Source organism: Erwinia aphidicola (genome assembly GCF_024169515.1).
Taxonomy (GTDB): Bacteria; Pseudomonadota; Gammaproteobacteria; order Enterobacterales; family Enterobacteriaceae; genus Erwinia; species Erwinia aphidicola.
On record NZ_JAMKCQ010000001.1, the window covers coordinates 3474526 to 3491438 of the forward strand.

Below are 16913 nucleotides of genomic sequence, written 5' to 3' on the forward strand. Positions count from 1 at the left end.
CTGGCTTTTGGTAATACAACGGCTGCGAGATAGGTTTTGCATGCCAGCGCTCTTTTCGATGTGTGCCGGTCTTTCCCGACTGCCATCAGCCCAACTGTTACACCCGTATTTCTCGCGCTGTGCCTGCTGCAGCAGACTAGCGGATTGCCCTAATTATTAGGTCACCGGTTAAGGGATGCGCTGACGCAACCCATCAATTCACCACAGGAAAGGGCATTCACTCAGCGTCTCAAAGCGTTCAACAAAGACCCACCTTGCAAATACCCTTACCTGTTATGAAAAAGGACGGTTAACAGGGCTACAAAACTCCCTGGTGAGGCAAACCCTGCCAACCGTCAAGACTACACACAGCACTCGTAAGACTTTATAAACCGATAAGTACACATTTCGTGGTGAACCATCCGTTGATAGTGATTAAACAATAGCTTTATTGCGTGTGTCAACTAAATGTTTATGTTTTGTGTGAGGAGATAAACAAGGCACGTTTACCCGGATGCTGGCCGGGTAAAGTTTTGAGGGGTTACTCTTTAGATACGTCTTCAGCTGATATGAAACGTGTGGCTTTGATGATCCCAGACACGAAGTGTATTTTCACTACCTTACCTGGTGCCATAGTTATCGGCTTATGATCGTTGTTAATGCTCGTGAACTGATAATCTCCATCACGTGTAAAGTTCAGTATTTTTATCATGTTATGGCCATCAGCAGTGCGAATGAACACCTCATCACCGGGGTGTACTTTCGTATTTGGCTCTATTACAACAAATTCACCCGATTGAATCCTTGGCCACATACTATCGCCACGAACTCTAACACCATATGCGCGGCTATCGCTGCTGTAAATCTGTAGCCAACCAGCGTGAAACTCCATCATATCAATCAAACCATCCATACCCAGAACTGCGTCGCCGATCACAGGTATGACCCCTTCCTTGACGCCGCCAACAAGTTCAATGTTGTCGGATTCGTTATCCTCTCCCAGCAACCATGACAAGCTTAAACCAGTCGCAGCAGCAATTTTTATGGCTGACTCCTTCCCTATCTCTCCACGCTTAAACCAGTTATTAACTGCCTGTGGGCTAACTTCAGCCATACGGGCCAACCCAGCTTTAGTGACATTAGCCGCCTTGAGAAGCTCCTCAGGGCGAGTGAGCTTTGTCATTTCTGTTTCCACGTTAGTTTTCATCCCTAAATAATAAACCTTTTGTTTACACGCAGGAATAAACAAAAGATTGACGTTTATATAAACTTATTGTTTAATCTCAGTCATCAAACATAACGGAGATTTTCAATGACCCCATTAGGAAAGGCTATCAAGGCAGCAGGCTCAGCCAGGGCGTTAGCTTGCAAGCTCGGAGTATCACCCATGAGCATAAGTTACTGGCAACACCGGTCTTCAGGAATGGTTCCGGCAGAGCGGGTAATCAGAGTCTTTGAAGTTACGGGAGTCACACCTCATGAACTTCGCCCGGATTTGTATCCGAATCCAACTGATGGAATGGCTGATCTTAATCGCTCAGCACCATCTCGTTAACTACTAAAGGAATAGGGAAATGGTGGAATTACAGCAGATCGTGATCCAGGCATGCAGGGACTACGAAGGCACTAACACGCAGATTGCTGAGCTGATGGGCCTGAAGTACACGGAGTTCAATAACCGCCTGCACATGAAGAACGGCACTCGCTTTTTCGATATGGATCAACTGGCTTACATGCAACACGTTGTGGGCCATCCGTTCTTAGCTGATTACTTCGCGAGGCAATTCGGGATGCTGGTGGTTGATAACCCGGCACCGGAACAAATGGATAATGTTGAGCTTTTTACTATCCAGATGCGCGCTGAGATGGCACGTGGTCTGGTAGCGCAGTCGAAGCTGGCAGCGGAGGAAGACGGAATTATCGAAAATAGTGAACTGAGGGAAGTTGGAAAAAACGTTTTAAAGACAGTGCGTCATACGGTAGCGGGGTTCCTGGCATGGGCGTCCTTACACGGTATGCAGGCAGAAGCGGCGGAATTGATGGTAAGCAGAAAAGTTGATGGCCAGGGGATTGCAGCCCCCGACCATCGGCGCTCAAGTCACTTTTAGCGGAGACAATAAGCACATGAACACTTTACTAAAAAAAGCGGGCATACCGCAATTGCATTGTAAGTCATTGCCAGGTGGATCAGCACCGGCCTCGTTTTTGTATGAAGCAAGATTACCCGGCGAGGCTGTGAACAGCAACTACCAGCTGGGTGTGCCACGGGTAGACGTTGAGAAGTTATGGCAGCAGGTAAACGATCTTGCACCGACCGGAGGGCTTCGTGGATGAAGACAGCCAAAACCTCAACCGGACGTACCGGGACCCGCGCGGCGTGCTGGTCAAAGTCATCCGCTGGGACAAAATTAACCAGCAGGTCATATTCTTGCGTGCGAATTATCCGCATGAGTGCATGCAGCCGCTTGAGCGGTTCATCCAGAAATTCACGAGGGTTCTATGAGCGTTAAGTTATCCGCCTACGTCTGGGATGGCTGCGCACTGTCCGGTATGAAGCTGTCGGAAGTAGTCATCATGGCCCGCCTGGCTGACTGGTGCAGTGATGATGGTGTGTGCTGGCCGAGTGTGGCAACCATTGCCCGTCAGATTGGCGCTGGCGAGAGCACGGTACGCACTGCGATCGGGCGCCTGGAAAAGGCTGAGTGGCTTACCCGAAAGCAGCGCCGCAAGGGCAATCGCAACACCTCAAACATCTACCAGTTGAACGTGGCAAAGCTGAAGGAAGCAGCATCTAAAGTTGATGCGCCAGAATCTGACCCATCAAAATCTGATGCATCAGGATTTGACGCATCAAAATATGAGGCCTCAAATTTTGACCCGTCGAAAAACTGTCACGAGAAGGGTTTTCACCCGTCAGAATCTGGGGGCGATCCGTTAGTAAATTCAAAACATGACCCGTCAGATAAAAAAGATTCTTGTCAGCCTCCTTCTGAGACCGACCCAGAAGTGGTTATTACTGACTCAGCCAAGCAGGTACTGGCACACCTGAATATGGTTACCGGTTCACGCTACCAGGTTAGCAAGTCGTCTCTCGATAGCATCCGTGGCCGCTTGTCAGAAGGGTTCACGACTGACGAGCTGATCCTTGCTACGGATTACCTGAACGCGAAATGGTCAGGTGACCTGGCGATGGTCGAGTATCTGCGCCCGGCCACAATGTTCCAGCCTTCAAAGTTCCCTGGTTATCTGTCAGGCGCAAATCACTGGCTTGAGGCAGGGCGACCTAAGAGCGTTAACGGCAAGTGGGTCAAGGAGTCCGGCGAGACTATTGGCGCTGATGTGGCAGACCACACTGAGCGTGACGCGGCCTACCGCCGTTTCATCGGCAGCGGTAATCCGCTGAAGAATCCGAGCCAGTTGGAGCAGACGGTCAGAGCTGAGGCGAGTAAGGCCGGGGTTCGTTCAATGCAGGTCAGCTTTGCGGTCAGCCGCTGGAACAGCATCTGGAAGGAGTGCGCATCGCGCATAGCCAGGGGGAAAGCAGCATGAATATCCGTGAAATGGCTATTGAGTTTGTACGTAATAACCCTGGCTGCACGTCAACGCAGATCGCAAATGGCGCCGGAATACCGAAGCGCATGATTCAGCCACTGATGACCGAGCTTTACACGCAGGAGATCGTTAACCGCTATGCGTTGAAGGCTCACCCGTTCCACTACCTAATCCCGAAAGAAGGGGACCGCCAGAACCTCGGCGAACGTTACGAAAAGCACCGTGCCAAGGCTACGCAACTGGAGAACGGCGGCTTATGGCGGCGAGCTGCGCGTGAATGGCTGCTGGCCATGGATGCGACCTCAAACGAAGAAGCACGCGATAAAGCTGCTAACCGCCGTGAATACTGCATCAGCCAGGGCTGCATTGGTGTACAGCATGAAACGTCAGGAATCGGCGTTATCAGCGTTCCGGCGATCGACATGTGGAGGAACTGATGGTTAAGAAACTGCGCGAGCACTTCACTGTTCATGAAATTTTTTACCACGGCATCCGCACGGCATGCGTAATGATTTTCCTGCTCTTTTTGGCTCTGGCTCTGGTTATGGAGATGGTAAGCAAATGACAACACTTTCGCAGATGTACAAACAAAAGGCCAAAACAGGCAGCGAAATCACCACCAAGAAAACCTACATGGTGCCGTTTGATGAGCTGTATCTGGAGCCAGGCGATAATATTCGCGAACTCAATGTTGCTTGGGCTGAACATATGCGTGACCTGTGGATCGCAGGCGCAGACCTTCCGGCACTGACCGTCACGGTAACTGACAAGGGCGTGAGGGTGGATGACGGCCAGCATCGCCTGATTGGTGCAGGAATGGCTATTGCAGCGGGAACAGACATCCCACGTATTGAGTGCAAAGACTTTGTTGGAACTGAGCTGGAAAGGCTGGCTCACCAGGCTGGAAGCAATGACAGCCTACAGATAACTCCAATTCAGCGAGCTACTCAATACAATCGGGCCAGAAAACGCGGGTACGAGATAGCGGAAATTGCTAAAGCTTTTCATCGCTCAGTCTCAGATATTGAAAGTCACCTGCAGTTGCTCTCTGCCGGGCCAGAAATCATCGGCATGGTTGAGTCTGGTGAAATGGCTTCAACAACAGCTGTCGCACTAACCCGAGAATATGGCCCTCAGGCGGGAACGGTGGCAACTGAGCAGATGGCTAAAGCGAAGGCGGCAGGTAAGAAGAAACTGACAAAGAGCGCTGCAATGCAGCAGTTCAGTACCAAGAAAGCCCGCCGCCTGGTTGAGCTCATGGCCGCATTCGAATTCAGCGATGAAGGATACAAGGCACCAGATGAGGTTTATCTGGAAGCAATGGGCATTATTGCAGAGTACCGCGAGAAACATTGCGCGCCAGCAGCCTCCAGCACTGATGGTGAGACGCTGGAAACTAAGCTGCCGATGGTGAAAGAAGACATCATCAGCCAGAGCGGAATAGAGACATGGGCATGTGCGGCTGCAGCGTTCGGCGACAAAGAAGAGTTCACCTTCAGCGAATCTAAATACGCTCATACATGGGCCAGCGATTCTCTGGAAAACCCTCAGATTGTTGTCGTTAAGGCTGAGACTATCCGAAAAGCGGTTGAGCTGGTGGCCGGGGAAAGCAACCACCATCCGCTGAACACCTGGGTGAGATCAAAGCTCTATGGGTTGCCAAACTCAGACGATGCCTGCCTACGCATCAAAGAAGTTTATGAAGATTACCGGAGCGAGTTTCCAGCTATTGGTGATTTCCAAAATATTCTCGAAAAAACAAATTGCTCAACCTGGTGGAACATCCGTGCGTTGCGGGCGGAAGTTAAGCGCGTTCTGAAAGAGTTGGAAGGGGCATCAGCATGAAATACGGGCTGATATACGCCGATCCCCCCTGGCAGTATGGGAACACTATCAGCCGCGGTGCGGCTGGTAATCATTACGACACCATGAACATTACTGATTTGAAGAGGCTCCCCGTGTGGGAGCTGTCAGCCGATAACGCTGTTCTGGTGATGTGGTACACCGGAACGCATGACCAGGAGGCCCGTGAGCTTGCGGAGGCATGGGGCTTTGACGTTCGCCAGATGTTCCTGTTCACCTGGGTGAAGTTCAACGGCAGGGCAGAGCAGCGCTTCAACGCAGCATTGGAAGAGCAGACCATTCACGACTTCACCGATCTGCTGGACATGCTTAATGCAGAGACCCGCATGAACCCCGGTAATTACACGCGGGGTAATCAGGAATCTGCGCTGGTGGCTGTCCGGGGAACGGGGCTGGAGCGGGCCAGTCGATCCGTTAAACAGGTGATTTACTCCTGCCAGGGTGAGCACAGCACTAAGCCGGCAGAAGCCAGATTCCGCCTTGAGCAGCTTTATGGCGATGTACCGCGCATAGAGCTATTCGCCCGCCGCCCGTCAGAGGGTTGGGACATATGGGGCAACGAGTGTGACAGCAGCGTGCAGATGCTGCCGGGTAGGGTTGCATGAAACTGATCCTGCCATTTCCACCCAGTGTTAACGGATACTGGCGCTCTACCTCTCGCGGTACGCTGATCAGTGAGCGTGGCCGCAAATACCGGATCAATGCGATAGCTGCCGTTTATGAGCAGCTTCGCCGCCGCCCGCAGGCGATCACTCATGACATTGATATCCACGTCGTCCTCTACCCGCCTAACCACGCTAAACGCGATTTAGACAACTTCCAGAAGGCGCTGTTTGATGCTGTAACTCACGCTGGCGTGTGGGTTGATGATATTCAGATCAAGCGCATGGTGGTGGAATGGGGTGACGTGACATGTCACGGTAAAGCAGAGTTAACGATCAATGAATTTCATCGATAAAACAACGTACTTACGTTGCCCTGTCGGTGTCAGGATTGTATATTTATACAGTCACTTAGTTATGGTCCGCATGCAGGCGGCCGTAACCACAACAAGCGGAGACAATATGAATCAGTTACTCGTAATTGATGGCGTTTCTGTACGCCAGGATACCTCGGGCCGCTATTGCCTGAACGATTTGCATCGCGCTGCTGGTGGAGAGGAGCGGCATAAGCCTCGTTTCTGGCTGGGGAACCAACAGACGCAGGAGCTTGTACAGGAATTAACCGAGGGTGGAAATCCTCCCTTGGAACAAAATCAACCAGTTAGAGTGATTCACGGTGGTGATAACCGTGGCACCTATGTATGCAAAGAGCTGGTTTACTCTTATGCGATGTGGATCAGCTCGTCATTCAGCCTGAAGGTGATCAGGACTTTTGATTCAGTAGTGACAGGGCAACATACCTCACAGGGACCGAATCGGGCAGATCAGGTGCAGGCGGGCGTAATTCTACTTGAGTCTGCCTCACGTACCCTGAATCTGTCGAACTCATCAAAGTTGGGTGCTTACCAGAAACTTCAGGATTTCGCTGGCCTGCCAAACATGATGCCTTCATATGCCATTGACGCCCCCTCTGATTCGATTGATGGTTCAAGCCGCCCCACAATGGCCCTCACCACGCTGCTACAGCGCCATAACCTTGGAATCAGCACGCAAGAGGCATTTAGTCGCCTGCAGCATGCGGGCATCGTAGAGCGCCGTTCACGCCCAAGCACATCAGCTAAATCCCGTAATGGTCAGAAGCAGTTCTGGTCAGTTACATCGCGCGGTATGCTATTTGGTAAAAACATCATCAGCCCTGGTAACCCGAGAGAGACGCAGCCTCACTTCTTCGATACGAAGGTACAGGAACTGATTCGCATTCTGGTTTCAGCCAGCGCATCTTGAAGGGGGATTGATGAGAGCATTACTAAAACCCTGCATCCAGCCCGATCTTGGAATTGTGCTGCTTCGTCCGGGCAGTGAACTGATGCCACTATTCCGCGCGCGCCGCGTGCTTATAAGCACTGAACCGCACCACATGCACGGTATGGGTTCCGGCATGCTTCCAGATACGGAGCAGCCGCTACTTGATGATCCGGTGATGATGACATTCTTCACTCATGAGCGTGTTATCAAAGCAGCTGGTGGGATTAACTCTCTTGAAGACCACCTGCAGCACGGCACCGGGTGCCAGATAGAAAGCGACTGGCATGACTCCAGCCATACCACTCTGCGCACCGGCAACGGTGCAGTGCGCCTTTGCTGGCACTGTGATAACCGGCTACGCGAAATCGAACCATCGCCGCGAACGCTGGATATCGCAGCGCGCAATACCGCACTTTGGGTGATCAGCACGGCTCTGTCGGCATTTATGCTGCCCGATGGCCACCAGATAACCTTGCCGGAGCTCTGCTGGTGGGCTGCAACAAAGCACGTTATTGATCTGATGCCGGAGAACGCCGCACGCATCGTGTTGAAACTGCCTGTTGGGAAGGTGGCCACCGGAACACTGAAAGAGGCGCATATCGTCCCGGAGCAATCAGCAGTGCAGATTCTGGAGGAGCAGGCAAAGCAGGTGCTGGAGATGGCTATCGATCCTGAAACGCCGGAGACGTTTCTGTTACGGCCAAAGCGCCGCCGATGGAGCAACGAGCAGTATACCCAATGGGTTAAGCAGCAGCCTTGCCTGTGCTGTGGTAAACAGGCAGACGACCCACACCACCTGATCTTATACGGCATGGGCGGTATGGGCACTAAAGCGCATGATTTATTCGTGTTGCCGCTATGCAGAGCGCACCACGATGAACTTCATGCTGATGTGCGTGCGTTTGAGGCTAAGTACGGCACACAGCCGGAGCTGATCATTCGCACGCTCGACAGAGCCCTGGCACTCGGCGTTATTGCCACGGGTAAGAAAAATAGCGGAGACAAAAATGCGTGATATTCAGATGGTATTAGAACGCTGGGGCGCATGGTCCCGGCATCGTTACGAAATGGGTTATTCTCCGATCGCTGCTGGCTTTAAAGGGTTATTGCCAGAATCACCAAGTATGGCATCGTGTACAGACCATGATGCGATGATTGTTGATGCTTGTGTTGGCAGGCTAAAGGCAAAAAGGCCAGAAGAGCACGCACTTATTGAAGATCACTACATCAAAAATATTTCAAAGCGACAGTTGGCGAAGCGAGACCGTTGTGATGAAAAACTTATACGCATAAAATTTCAATTGGCTGAAGGCTTCGTAGAGGGATGCCTCTCAATGCTGGATGTCACTCTAGAAATGGACCCCTACACTCAAAAGCATTTAATTGAGCTTTCCGAAAAAAATAATTAACGCGGTCCGCATTTTATCCATTAACGTGATAAGAGTGGTCACAAGCAAGCGGCTTACTTTAGTAGTGCTTATGTTTTGTGCGCTGCTAAAGTTTTCTGAAATTCTGCCGAAAGTAACGAATGTTGGCGGCTCTACAGCACAAAAGGCTTTGCTTTTAATCCTGTATCGTTCATAGTTACTGTATAAATGCAAGCCAACTGACCTCCTTTAGGAGGTTTTTTCGTATTTATATTTATAGTTAAACCTACATGTAGTGTTTTTTTGTACTCAAGGCACTATATGTAGTGATAAAAAGGAGACCACAATGAATTTCGTTGAACTGTATGAGAAATTTGGGATCGTTCCTGCAGAATTTAGACCTAACGAATCCAATGAAGAGTTCGGAAGGCGATATCTTAGTAGCTACTCTGTGGTTACTGAGCAAAAAGGTGTTGTTTATTCAACAGGTTCTGTTGTTAATACGAACAATTTGGCAAGTAAGCCGAAAAATGATTATCAGCTTTATTCATACTAAAAAACTATAATATGCCAAATTGGAATAAGGTCATGGGCGAGATGGCAGTTCTCGCCCAGAAAAGCCCACTTGATACTGTTCGCAGCAAATACCTCAAAGAATTTTCAGAAAAAACTGGTCGAAATGTTATCGCCTACTACTCTGGATTTTTGCAAAAAAATGCCGCAGCACATCATCACCTGATTGGAATGTCAGATGACGATAAAAATGGTTTTATGACGGCAATACACGGACTAGATGCTACAAAAGGCTTAGACCTTTTATTGCACACCCCTGGTGGTGATATTGCAGCTCTTGAATCGATTGGAAATTATCTAAGATCAAAGTTCGGAAACGATATCCGGGCATTTGTTCCCATGATTTCAATGTCCGCAGGAACTATGCTTGCCTGTTGTGCTAAAGAAATTGTTATGGGTAAGCAATCAAATATTGGACCATTCGACCCTCAGATTGGCGGTGTACCTGCTCACGGGGTCATTGAAGAGTCCCAAAAAGCCTACAATGATATAATTCAAAATCCTGCTTCTGTAGGATACTGGCAATTTACCCTCAGCAAATTAAATCCTACCTTCATCGGCGAATGTGAAAAAGCGATACAGTGGGCAACCACAATCGTTAGTGACTGGCTTGTAACAGGTATGTTTATGGGTGAACAAGATGCAGCTACTAAAGCAGATGCTGTTTGTAGAAGCTTAAATAATCATACATCTACATTTGCCCATGCTAGGCACATACATAGCGATAAGGCTAAACAGATTGGTTTGAAAATAACTGACATGGAAAGTGATCAGGATATTCAAGATTTGGTACTGACCATCCATCACAGTTATATGCATACTTTTGGTGGGAGTTCCGCCGCTAAAATTATCGAAAATCATGAAGATGGTCGAATGGTATGGCATGTTTCGCCTTCTGATGAATAATGAACAAATTTTTTAATTAAACCCTGATTATTCAGGGTTTTTTTTCGCCTTGAATAAATTAAAGCTAGTCACAGCATAAGGGGGGCGTAATGTCCGATCCGGTATCAGGGGGCATTATTGCCACGGCTGCGGTAACCGGGGCAAGCGTTTTTGGACTGGTCACCGGTACTGATTACGGTGTCGTGTTCGGTGCATTTGCTGGCGCAGTGTTTTACGTAGCCACGGCAGCTGACCTAAGCCTGACACGGCGTGCAGCCTATTTTCTCGTTTCTTACATCGTTGGGATATACGGTTCGGGCCTGATGGGTTCAAAGCTGGCGCAGTGGTCTGGCTATAGCGACAAGCCTCTTGATTCACTCGGGGCTGTCATTCTGTCTGCTATCGCGATTAAGACGCTGACCTTCATCTTTGAGCAGGACCCTCTGAACTGGTTCCAGCGTTGGAGGGGAGGAACCAATGGCAACAAATGATCCGCTACTGATTGCAAACGTACTGGCCTGTTCTGCCATCGTCATCCGTCTGATGTTCTTTCGTAAGCCGGGAGCACGGCATAACTGGTGGGCATCGTGGTTGGCATACCTGCTAATCCTCGCGTATGCCTCGGTGCCGTTCCGATACTTCTATCACTGCTACGGCTCCCCTGGTTGGGGTGTCGTTCTCATTAATCTCATAATCTGCGCCGCTGTCTTCCGGTCCCGGGGGAATGTGGCCCGGTTACTTAACGTATTGAGACCACAATGAACCTGAACCAATTCCAACGGGCGGCTGGCATCAGCGCCGAACTTGCCGCGCGCTGGCATCCGCACATTGATGCGGCAATGGCTGAATTCGGCATTACTTCACCGCTGGCGCAGGCTATGTTCATCGCGCAGGTGGGGCATGAGTCCAACAGCTTCAGGGCGACCCGCGAGAACTTCAATTACAGCGTCCAGGCTTTAATGGTGACGTTCTACCCGGCGCGCATGACCCGTGACCAGGCTTTCACGCTTGGTCGTAAGCCAGGGGAGAGCCCATTACCGTTAGAGCGGCAGAAAGCGATCGCCAATCTGGTCTATCAGAAGCGCTTCGGCAATAAGCTCGCAGGCGACGGATGGAAGTATCGCGGTGGCGGGTTAATTCAGACAACATTCCTGGATAACTACCGGGCCACAGGTAACGGCATCAAGGTCGACCTGGTGAGCAACCCGGAACTGATTGAACTTGACCAAAATGCGGCGCGGTCAGCTGCATGGTTCTTTGTCTCAAAAGGATGCCTGAACTGGATTAACTCTGTGCCGAGCTGCACAAAAATCATCAACGGTGGCGATAACGGGTTAGCAGACCGCACGGCGCGTTACAACCTGGCTAAATCGGTGCTTGTATGACGTGGCTGGCAACTAACTGGAGAGTGGTTCTGGTTGCTGGCCTGATTCTGTTGTGCGTATCCATGGCTAAGCTGGCAAGCGGCTACCACGCCAGAGCGACATCAGCAGAGAAGAGCCTCGCCTCATCCGAAGCTATAACCAGGAACGCTACAGCCGCCATTAACCTGATGTACGACATCACTAAAGCGGCGAACGCCGAACGCCAGTCATTACAGCAGAAGGGTGAAACACATGTGGTCTACATTCGCGAAGCGGTTAAGGGCGACGAATGCGCTGTTCGTGATGTTCCTGATGCCGCTGCTGATGATCTCCGGTTGTACGCGGACAGTATACGTGCAGGTGCCCAGGCCAAAGCTAAACCCTGACCTGACTGCACCAACGCCAATACCGCCTGTACCAGAACAGATGCGCTGGCAGGACAGTTTAGAGCTGAACGTTAGCCTGATAACGGCGATCGGTCAGTGCAACATCGACAAGGCAGCTATTCGTATAATTGAAGAAGGCTTAAAAGATGAGTGAAGCAAAACCGCAGGATGGAATTACATAAAAATGCTTGAAATTACCACCTCGGCGGTAACAGCAGGCAAAAAAAATGAATCATTTTTTAATTTGTTTGGATAAACTTTAAGCTCATTGAATTTTAATAAATGAGAAAAATGTGAGACAGTTTACCGAAGCTATAACTCAAAGTTTACAAGATAAAAACTGGTATGCAGCATTGTTCTTGAGCCTTGCTATCCCTGATATCTGTCGTAGTGTCGAAAACCCTAAGCCTGAAAGAGGAGAGATAGGAAAACTATATGCAAACTGGTTTGACCGCTATCTTGGGCAAGAATACTCATCAGGAGAACACGAAGAGACAAGGTTTTATGGGTATGATTGCTGGATGTATCGATGCAGTTGTATGCACTCAGGGTTAGATTTTTTGGATAAAAAAAGGCTCAGACTATTTGTTTTTACGCCCCCGCCAGCACCTGGATATATAGTGCACAGGAACTCAATTGACAATAAATTGCAACTGCAAATCGATTGTTTTTGCAAGGACATTTTGGATGCGGTAGATAAATGGATGTTGGATATCAAGGGCAAAGAAACTTATCTTCAAAGGATGAACTCTCTGCTCACTATATCAACCGCTCACTACACCCCCTCTTTATTATCTTGAGCAAGCCACCTTCGGGTGGTTTTTTTATGAGGTAAATATGGAAGTTGTTATCAACGGCGTGCCATATGCACCTGCAGCACAGCAACGGTCCAACATTGGGATAGCGATCACCACGCATATCTCCCGGCCATGAGGTAACAACATGCCAGCAGCAATACCACGCGCCTGCCGTAAGCATGGCTGTGGAAAGACCACGACTGATCGCTCAGGTTACTGCCCTGACCATATCCACACAGGATGGCAGCAGCATCAGCAGGGCAAAACCCGGCAGCAGCGTGGATATGGCAGTGCGTGGGACATACGCCGCGCGCGCATCCTGACGAGGGACAAGCACCTGTGCCAAAACTGCATGAGGAATGGCCGCGTTGCAGCAGCACCTACGGTTGACCATATCAAGCCTAAGGCACACGGCGGCACAGACGACGACAGCAATCTTGAAGCGTTGTGCTGGCCCTGCCATAAGCGCAAGACGGCCAATGAGCGCAACCGATAGGGTACCCATCATCAATGCGTTGAATTGTATGAAAATTCATTCAAATAAGAATGAATGTCATCTATTCCAGCCAGGGGGAGGGCGGGTTGAAAGTTCAGGGCTGACGCCCTAAAGGACCGCCGCCTAAGTTTTTTTCGCACCGCCGCAGGTTACGAAACCTTTTTTTGGGGGTACCCCTGCAATCATTAATAGGAGTTTTCGATTATGCCGGGACCACCGAAAACCCCGACCCACCTGGCTTTGGTGAAGGGTAACCCATCTAAGCGGCCACTAAATAAAAACGAACCAAAACCCCCTTCAGGGGTACCCCCAATTCCGAAGCATTTTGATAAGCAGGGTAAGTACTGGTTTAAGCGAATGGCTGAAGAGCTGGACGCTGTCGGAGTAATTACACTGCTTGATGCCCGCGCCCTTGAGCTGATGGTCGAAGCCTACACCGAGTACCGCCGCCACTGTGAAACGCTGGATCGGGAAGGCTACACCTACGCAGTATTTAGCGAGGAAGAACCGGACGAAGGCAGGGAGCGTGAAATCAGAATGATTAAGCCCCATCCGGCAGCGGTAATGAAAGCCGATGCGTGGAAACGTATCAGGGCAATGCTGGGTGAATTCGGTATGACGCCAGCCAGCCGGACAAAGGTTGGTGTGAAGGGCGCTGCTGAAGTTGACCCTCTCGATGAATTTCTCAATAAAAAGCGCAAATGATGAATGGCAACCGTTCAGGCTGGTATTCAGTACGCAGAACACGTACTGGCTGGCGAGATCGTTGCTGGCGAACTGGTGCGTCTGTCGTGCCAGCGATTCCTTGATGATTTAGAGAACGGGCCGGAGCGCGGCATCTACTTCAGCGAGGACCGCGCCCAGCACGTCCTCGACTTTTATAACTTTGTTCCGCACGTTAAAGGTGCGCTGGCAGGCAAGCCGATTGAGCTTATGCCATGGCATATTTTCATCCTGATTAACCTTTTTGGCTTTGTGATTCCACTGATTGACGAGTTGACCGGGGAGCAGGTTCTGGACGAAGACGGCGACACGGTTATGGTTCGCCGCTTCCGCACCGCGTACAGCGAAGTCGCCAGGAAAAACGCGAAGTCCACGCTTTCATCTGGAATCGGTCTTTATATGACCGGGGCAGATGGTGAAGGTGGCGCAGAAGTCTATTCAGCTGCAACCACTCGCGATCAGGCGCGAATCGTTTTTGATGACGCCAAAAACATGATTAAGAAGTCGCCCAAAATTCTTGGCCGGCTCTTTGGTCACGTAAAGCTGAATATTCACCAGGAGCGCACCGCCTCGAAATTTGAGCCGCTTTCAAGCGATGCAAATAACCTCGACGGCCTGAATATTCATTGCGGCATCGTAGACGAACTCCACGCGCACAGAACCCGTGACGTGTGGGACGTTCTGGAGACGGCCACTGGTGCGCGACTCCAGTCACTGATATTCGCTATCACGACATCCGGGACCAACAAAGAGGGCATTTGCTTTGAGCAGCGCGACTATGCCATCAAGGTTCTGCGCGGCGTGGTGGATGATGACACCTATTTCGCCGTTATCTACACGCTGGATGAAGACGACGACCCGTTCGACGAACGCAACTGGCCGAAAGCCAATCCCGGGCTTGGGGTATGTAAACGCTGGGACGACATGCGCCGCCTCGCGAAAAAGGCGAAAGAACAGATCGCGGCCCGTCCTAACTTTTTCACCAAACACCTGAACATATGGGTAACCGCTGAGAGCGCCTGGATGGATATGGATCGCTGGGATAAGTGCAATGACATCGCAGAAGATGATGAGCTCGTCAAATGGCCGCTGTGGGTCGGCATCGACCTTGCAAACAAGATAGACATCTGCGCAGCTGTGAAAACGTGGATGGCTCCCAACGGCCATACGCACACGAAGTCTAAATTCTGGATACCCGAAGGTCGCCTTGAGACGGCACCCAAGCATATTTCTGAGCTTTACCGGAAATGGGCTGATGCCGGGCATCTGGAATTAACGGACGGTGACGTTATCGATCACGGCTATATCAAGGCCGATGTCGAAGCCTGGGTTAAAGGGGAGAGCCTGCGGGAAATCGCCTTCGACCCGTGGAGCGCTACGCAGTTCAGTCTGGCGCTGGCCGACGAGGGGCTGCCGCTGGTGGAGGTGGCGCAGACGGTAAAAAACCTGTCCGAGTCTATGAAAACGGTGCAGGCGGATATCTACGGCAGCAAGTTCCATCACGACGGCAACCCCGTCATGACGTGGATGATGTCCAACGTGACCGTCAAGCCAGACAAAAATGACAACGTCTTTCCGAACAAGTCCACTCCGGAAAACAAAATCGATGGACCGGTGGCGCTCTTTACTGCGAAAAGCCGCCTGATCGTCAATGGAGGTGATAAGCCGGACAACAGCGCGTTCTTCGACGATCCGATAATGATAGGTGTCTGATGAAATCCAAAAAACATCCCGGGCGCGTAAAAAGCGCCCTTTTAAACTGGCTAGGTGTTCCCATCAGCCTGACGACTGGCGACTTCTGGCAGGATTGGATGGGGGCGAGCAGCAGCGGTAAAACGGTGTCGGTCGATAAGGCCATCAAGCTTTCTGCGGTATGGGCCTGTGCCAGGCTGTTAAGCGAATCCGTGTCTACGCTGCCGCTCAAGGTGTATCGGCGTCAGGCGGATGGTTCGCGAATACTGGCACAGGATCATCCAGCTTATCGCGTTCTCTGCCGACAGCCCAATGCAGAAATGACGCCATCACGATTTATGCTGATGGTGGTGGCGAGTCTTAGTCTGCGCGGTAACGGCTTTATCGAAAAGCTGATGATCGGTAACAAGCTGGTGGGCCTCAATCCTCTGCTACCGCAGAATATGGTGGTGAAACGGTTGGATAACGGGCAACTGGAATACACTTACACCGAAAAACTCGGCAAGCGGGTCATACCGGTTAAAAAAATCATGCATATTCGCGGGTTCGGCCTTGATGGCGTCTGCGGCATGATGCCGATGATGGTCGGGCGCGACGTGATTGGCTCGGCCATGGCCGTTGAGGAATCGGCGGCCAAGATATTCGAGAACGGGATCCAAAACTCCGGTTTCATCAGTGCAAAAACGGCCTTGAACGAGGACCAGCGCGGCAGGCTAAAGAAAAATCTCGGGGACTTTGTCGGCTCCAAAAACGCCGGCAAGGTCATGGTTCTGGAAGGAGACCTGTCCTATCAGGGCATTACTATGAACCCCGAAGCGGCGCAGATGCTGGAGAGCCGCTCATTCAGCATCGAGGAGATTTGTCGCTGGTTCCGTATTCCGCCGTTTATGGTGGGGCATGCCGACAAGCAGAGCAGCTGGGCGTCGAGCGTGGAAGGCATGAACCTGCAATTTCTGACCAATACATTGCGGCCGCTGCTGGTCAACATCGAGCAGGAAATCGCGCGCTGTCTGCTGGACGGCGACGAGGATTATTTTGCCGAGTTCTCGGTGGAAGGTTTGCTGCGTGCCGACAGCGCGGGGCGTTCTGCCTATTACACCACGGCGCTGCAAAACGGCTGGATGTCACGCAATGACGTTCGCCGAATGGAAAACATGGCACCAATTGAGGGTGGCGATATTTATACCGTGCAGCTCAATCTGACGCCGCTGGAAGACTTGAAGAAAAATAGTCAGGCAGCGCGGGCAAAAGTCTTTCAGGAAGTACACGCTTGCGTGTTCCCAGACATACCTTTCGAACAATCACCGCTTAAACAAGCGGCCTAGGAGC

Annotated in this window: 25 protein-coding genes; 24 read left to right on the forward strand and 1 reads right to left on the reverse strand. The window is 50.9% G+C overall.

Going from position 1 to position 16913, the window contains the following annotated elements; translation table 11 throughout:
• Nucleotides 1–520: 520 nt before the first annotated feature.
• Nucleotides 521–1162 carry a S24 family peptidase gene (locus J2Y91_RS16285; RefSeq protein ID WP_253538785.1) on the reverse strand — a complete coding sequence of 214 codons (642 nt, stop codon included), beginning with the start codon at nt 1160–1162 and terminating at the stop codon, nt 521–523.
• A 129-nt stretch (nt 1163–1291) separates the two neighbouring features.
• Here J2Y91_RS16285 and J2Y91_RS16290 point away from each other — a divergent pair, with 129 nt between their 5' ends.
• The 24 genes from J2Y91_RS16290 to J2Y91_RS16395 all read left to right on the forward strand — a co-directional run bounded on the left by J2Y91_RS16290 (nt 1292) and on the right by J2Y91_RS16395 (nt 16909).
• A complete protein-coding gene (locus tag J2Y91_RS16290; protein WP_253538788.1) occupies nt 1292–1534 on the forward strand; it encodes a transcriptional regulator in 243 nt (80 codons plus the stop codon).
• A 19-nt stretch (nt 1535–1553) separates the two neighbouring features.
• The gene (locus tag J2Y91_RS16295; RefSeq protein ID WP_253538791.1) at nt 1554–2087 is read left to right on the forward strand and encodes a YmfL family putative regulatory protein; all 534 of its coding nucleotides are present in this window, start codon (nt 1554–1556) and stop codon (nt 2085–2087) included.
• A 218-nt stretch (nt 2088–2305) separates the two neighbouring features.
• Nucleotides 2306–2482, forward strand: a complete 177-nt coding sequence (locus J2Y91_RS16300; protein ID WP_187497249.1) for a DUF4222 domain-containing protein — start codon at nt 2306–2308, stop codon at nt 2480–2482.
• Nucleotides 2479–3528 (forward strand): conserved phage C-terminal domain-containing protein, encoded by a 1050-nt coding sequence (locus J2Y91_RS16305; protein WP_253538794.1) that lies wholly within the window; start codon nt 2479–2481, stop codon nt 3526–3528. Before J2Y91_RS16300 ends, J2Y91_RS16305 begins: the two co-directional genes overlap by 4 nt.
• Nucleotides 3525–3968, forward strand: a complete 444-nt coding sequence (locus J2Y91_RS16310; protein WP_253538798.1) for a PerC family transcriptional regulator — start codon at nt 3525–3527, stop codon at nt 3966–3968. Before J2Y91_RS16305 ends, J2Y91_RS16310 begins: the two co-directional genes overlap by 4 nt.
• Nucleotides 3968–4096, forward strand: a complete 129-nt coding sequence (locus J2Y91_RS23000; protein ID WP_301292156.1) for a hypothetical protein — start codon at nt 3968–3970, stop codon at nt 4094–4096. Before J2Y91_RS16310 ends, J2Y91_RS23000 begins: the two co-directional genes overlap by 1 nt.
• Nucleotides 4093–5376: a chromosome partitioning protein ParB gene (locus J2Y91_RS16315; RefSeq protein ID WP_253538802.1), complete on the forward strand. Its 1284-nt coding sequence runs from the start codon at nt 4093–4095 to the stop codon at nt 5374–5376. Before J2Y91_RS23000 ends, J2Y91_RS16315 begins: the two co-directional genes overlap by 4 nt.
• Complete coding sequence (locus tag J2Y91_RS16320) at nt 5373–5999, forward strand: MT-A70 family methyltransferase (protein WP_253538806.1); 627 nt, start codon at nt 5373–5375, stop codon at nt 5997–5999. The genes J2Y91_RS16315 and J2Y91_RS16320 overlap by 4 nt, the downstream gene beginning before the upstream one ends.
• Nucleotides 5996–6352, forward strand: coding sequence for a RusA family crossover junction endodeoxyribonuclease (locus J2Y91_RS16325; RefSeq protein WP_253538809.1), 357 nt, complete (start codon nt 5996–5998; stop codon nt 6350–6352). The genes J2Y91_RS16320 and J2Y91_RS16325 overlap by 4 nt, the downstream gene beginning before the upstream one ends.
• 106 nt (nt 6353–6458) lie before the next feature.
• On the forward strand, nt 6459–7280 hold the full coding sequence (locus J2Y91_RS16330) for a KilA-N domain-containing protein (protein WP_253538812.1): 822 nt from the start codon (nt 6459–6461) through the stop codon (nt 7278–7280).
• 10 nt (nt 7281–7290) lie between these two features.
• Entirely contained in the window at nt 7291–8316 is a 1026-nt protein-coding gene (locus J2Y91_RS16335; RefSeq protein WP_062818304.1) for a DUF968 domain-containing protein, read from the forward strand.
• The gene (locus tag J2Y91_RS16340; RefSeq protein WP_253538814.1) at nt 8309–8710 is read left to right on the forward strand and encodes an antiterminator Q family protein; all 402 of its coding nucleotides are present in this window, start codon (nt 8309–8311) and stop codon (nt 8708–8710) included. Before J2Y91_RS16335 ends, J2Y91_RS16340 begins: the two co-directional genes overlap by 8 nt.
• Before the next feature lie 304 nt (nt 8711–9014).
• A complete protein-coding gene (locus tag J2Y91_RS16345) occupies nt 9015–9224 on the forward strand; it encodes a hypothetical protein (protein WP_253538819.1) in 210 nt (69 codons plus the stop codon).
• A gap of 32 nt (nt 9225–9256) precedes the next feature.
• Nucleotides 9257–10147, forward strand: a complete 891-nt coding sequence (locus J2Y91_RS16350; RefSeq protein WP_253538823.1) for an SDH family Clp fold serine proteinase — start codon at nt 9257–9259, stop codon at nt 10145–10147.
• Between the two features lie 89 nt (nt 10148–10236).
• Nucleotides 10237–10617, forward strand: a complete 381-nt coding sequence (locus tag J2Y91_RS16355; RefSeq protein ID WP_253538826.1) for a phage holin family protein — start codon at nt 10237–10239, stop codon at nt 10615–10617.
• Nucleotides 10604–10888: a phage holin family protein gene (locus J2Y91_RS16360; RefSeq protein ID WP_253538831.1), complete on the forward strand. Its 285-nt coding sequence runs from the start codon at nt 10604–10606 to the stop codon at nt 10886–10888. Before J2Y91_RS16355 ends, J2Y91_RS16360 begins: the two co-directional genes overlap by 14 nt.
• Entirely contained in the window at nt 10885–11511 is a 627-nt protein-coding gene (locus tag J2Y91_RS16365) for a glycoside hydrolase family 19 protein (protein ID WP_062818687.1), read from the forward strand. The genes J2Y91_RS16360 and J2Y91_RS16365 overlap by 4 nt, the downstream gene beginning before the upstream one ends.
• Nucleotides 11508–11876, forward strand: a complete 369-nt coding sequence (locus J2Y91_RS16370) for a DUF2570 family protein (protein ID WP_253538836.1) — start codon at nt 11508–11510, stop codon at nt 11874–11876. The genes J2Y91_RS16365 and J2Y91_RS16370 overlap by 4 nt, the downstream gene beginning before the upstream one ends.
• Nucleotides 11815–12030 (forward strand): Rz1-like lysis system protein LysC, encoded by a 216-nt coding sequence (gene lysC / locus J2Y91_RS23115; RefSeq protein ID WP_062818690.1) that lies wholly within the window; start codon nt 11815–11817, stop codon nt 12028–12030. The genes J2Y91_RS16370 and lysC overlap by 62 nt, the downstream gene beginning before the upstream one ends.
• A 139-nt stretch (nt 12031–12169) precedes the next feature.
• Nucleotides 12170–12676 (forward strand): hypothetical protein, encoded by a 507-nt coding sequence (locus J2Y91_RS16375; RefSeq protein ID WP_253538839.1) that lies wholly within the window; start codon nt 12170–12172, stop codon nt 12674–12676.
• A gap of 142 nt (nt 12677–12818) precedes the next feature.
• Complete coding sequence (locus J2Y91_RS16380) at nt 12819–13169, forward strand: HNH endonuclease (protein WP_253538842.1); 351 nt, start codon at nt 12819–12821, stop codon at nt 13167–13169.
• A 204-nt stretch (nt 13170–13373) separates the two neighbouring features.
• Nucleotides 13374–13874 carry a phage terminase small subunit P27 family gene (locus J2Y91_RS16385; protein WP_253538846.1) on the forward strand — a complete coding sequence of 167 codons (501 nt, stop codon included), beginning with the start codon at nt 13374–13376 and terminating at the stop codon, nt 13872–13874.
• A 3-nt stretch (nt 13875–13877) separates the two neighbouring features.
• Complete coding sequence (locus J2Y91_RS16390; RefSeq protein WP_253538849.1) at nt 13878–15605, forward strand: terminase large subunit; 1728 nt, start codon at nt 13878–13880, stop codon at nt 15603–15605.
• Complete coding sequence (locus J2Y91_RS16395; protein WP_253538851.1) at nt 15605–16909, forward strand: phage portal protein; 1305 nt, start codon at nt 15605–15607, stop codon at nt 16907–16909. Before J2Y91_RS16390 ends, J2Y91_RS16395 begins: the two co-directional genes overlap by 1 nt.
• Nucleotides 16910–16913 lie beyond the last annotated feature (4 nt).

Excerpts from the sequence above, each read along its gene's own strand:
- J2Y91_RS16380 (WP_253538842.1), top strand. The coding sequence starts at position 12,819 with ATGCCAGCAGCAATACCACGCGCCTGCCGTAAGCATGGCTGTGGAAAG.
- J2Y91_RS16290 (WP_253538788.1), top strand. The coding sequence starts at position 1,292 with ATGACCCCATTAGGAAAGGCTATCAAGGCAGCAGGCTCAGCCAGGGCG.
- J2Y91_RS16305 (WP_253538794.1), top strand. The coding sequence starts at position 2,479 with ATGAGCGTTAAGTTATCCGCCTACGTCTGGGATGGCTGCGCACTGTCC.
- J2Y91_RS16345 (WP_253538819.1), top strand. The coding sequence starts at position 9,015 with ATGAATTTCGTTGAACTGTATGAGAAATTTGGGATCGTTCCTGCAGAA.
- J2Y91_RS16310 (WP_253538798.1), top strand. The coding sequence starts at position 3,525 with ATGAATATCCGTGAAATGGCTATTGAGTTTGTACGTAATAACCCTGGC.
- J2Y91_RS16285 (WP_253538785.1), bottom strand. The coding sequence starts at position 1,162 with ATGACAAAGCTCACTCGCCCTGAGGAGCTTCTCAAGGCGGCTAATGTC.
- J2Y91_RS23000 (WP_301292156.1), top strand. The coding sequence starts at position 3,968 with ATGGTTAAGAAACTGCGCGAGCACTTCACTGTTCATGAAATTTTTTAC.
- J2Y91_RS16360 (WP_253538831.1), top strand. The coding sequence starts at position 10,604 with ATGGCAACAAATGATCCGCTACTGATTGCAAACGTACTGGCCTGTTCT.
- J2Y91_RS16355 (WP_253538826.1), top strand. The coding sequence starts at position 10,237 with ATGTCCGATCCGGTATCAGGGGGCATTATTGCCACGGCTGCGGTAACC.
- J2Y91_RS16295 (WP_253538791.1), top strand. The coding sequence starts at position 1,554 with ATGGTGGAATTACAGCAGATCGTGATCCAGGCATGCAGGGACTACGAA.
- J2Y91_RS16395 (WP_253538851.1), top strand. The coding sequence starts at position 15,605 with ATGAAATCCAAAAAACATCCCGGGCGCGTAAAAAGCGCCCTTTTAAAC.
- J2Y91_RS16330 (WP_253538812.1), top strand. The coding sequence starts at position 6,459 with ATGAATCAGTTACTCGTAATTGATGGCGTTTCTGTACGCCAGGATACC.
- lysC (WP_062818690.1), top strand. The coding sequence starts at position 11,815 with ATGATCTCCGGTTGTACGCGGACAGTATACGTGCAGGTGCCCAGGCCA.
- J2Y91_RS16390 (WP_253538849.1), top strand. The coding sequence starts at position 13,878 with ATGGCAACCGTTCAGGCTGGTATTCAGTACGCAGAACACGTACTGGCT.
- J2Y91_RS16365 (WP_062818687.1), top strand. The coding sequence starts at position 10,885 with ATGAACCTGAACCAATTCCAACGGGCGGCTGGCATCAGCGCCGAACTT.
- J2Y91_RS16350 (WP_253538823.1), top strand. The coding sequence starts at position 9,257 with ATGGGCGAGATGGCAGTTCTCGCCCAGAAAAGCCCACTTGATACTGTT.
- J2Y91_RS16335 (WP_062818304.1), top strand. The coding sequence starts at position 7,291 with ATGAGAGCATTACTAAAACCCTGCATCCAGCCCGATCTTGGAATTGTG.
- J2Y91_RS16340 (WP_253538814.1), top strand. The coding sequence starts at position 8,309 with ATGCGTGATATTCAGATGGTATTAGAACGCTGGGGCGCATGGTCCCGG.
- J2Y91_RS16325 (WP_253538809.1), top strand. The coding sequence starts at position 5,996 with ATGAAACTGATCCTGCCATTTCCACCCAGTGTTAACGGATACTGGCGC.
- J2Y91_RS16385 (WP_253538846.1), top strand. The coding sequence starts at position 13,374 with ATGCCGGGACCACCGAAAACCCCGACCCACCTGGCTTTGGTGAAGGGT.
- J2Y91_RS16370 (WP_253538836.1), top strand. The coding sequence starts at position 11,508 with ATGACGTGGCTGGCAACTAACTGGAGAGTGGTTCTGGTTGCTGGCCTG.
- J2Y91_RS16320 (WP_253538806.1), top strand. The coding sequence starts at position 5,373 with ATGAAATACGGGCTGATATACGCCGATCCCCCCTGGCAGTATGGGAAC.
- J2Y91_RS16315 (WP_253538802.1), top strand. The coding sequence starts at position 4,093 with ATGACAACACTTTCGCAGATGTACAAACAAAAGGCCAAAACAGGCAGC.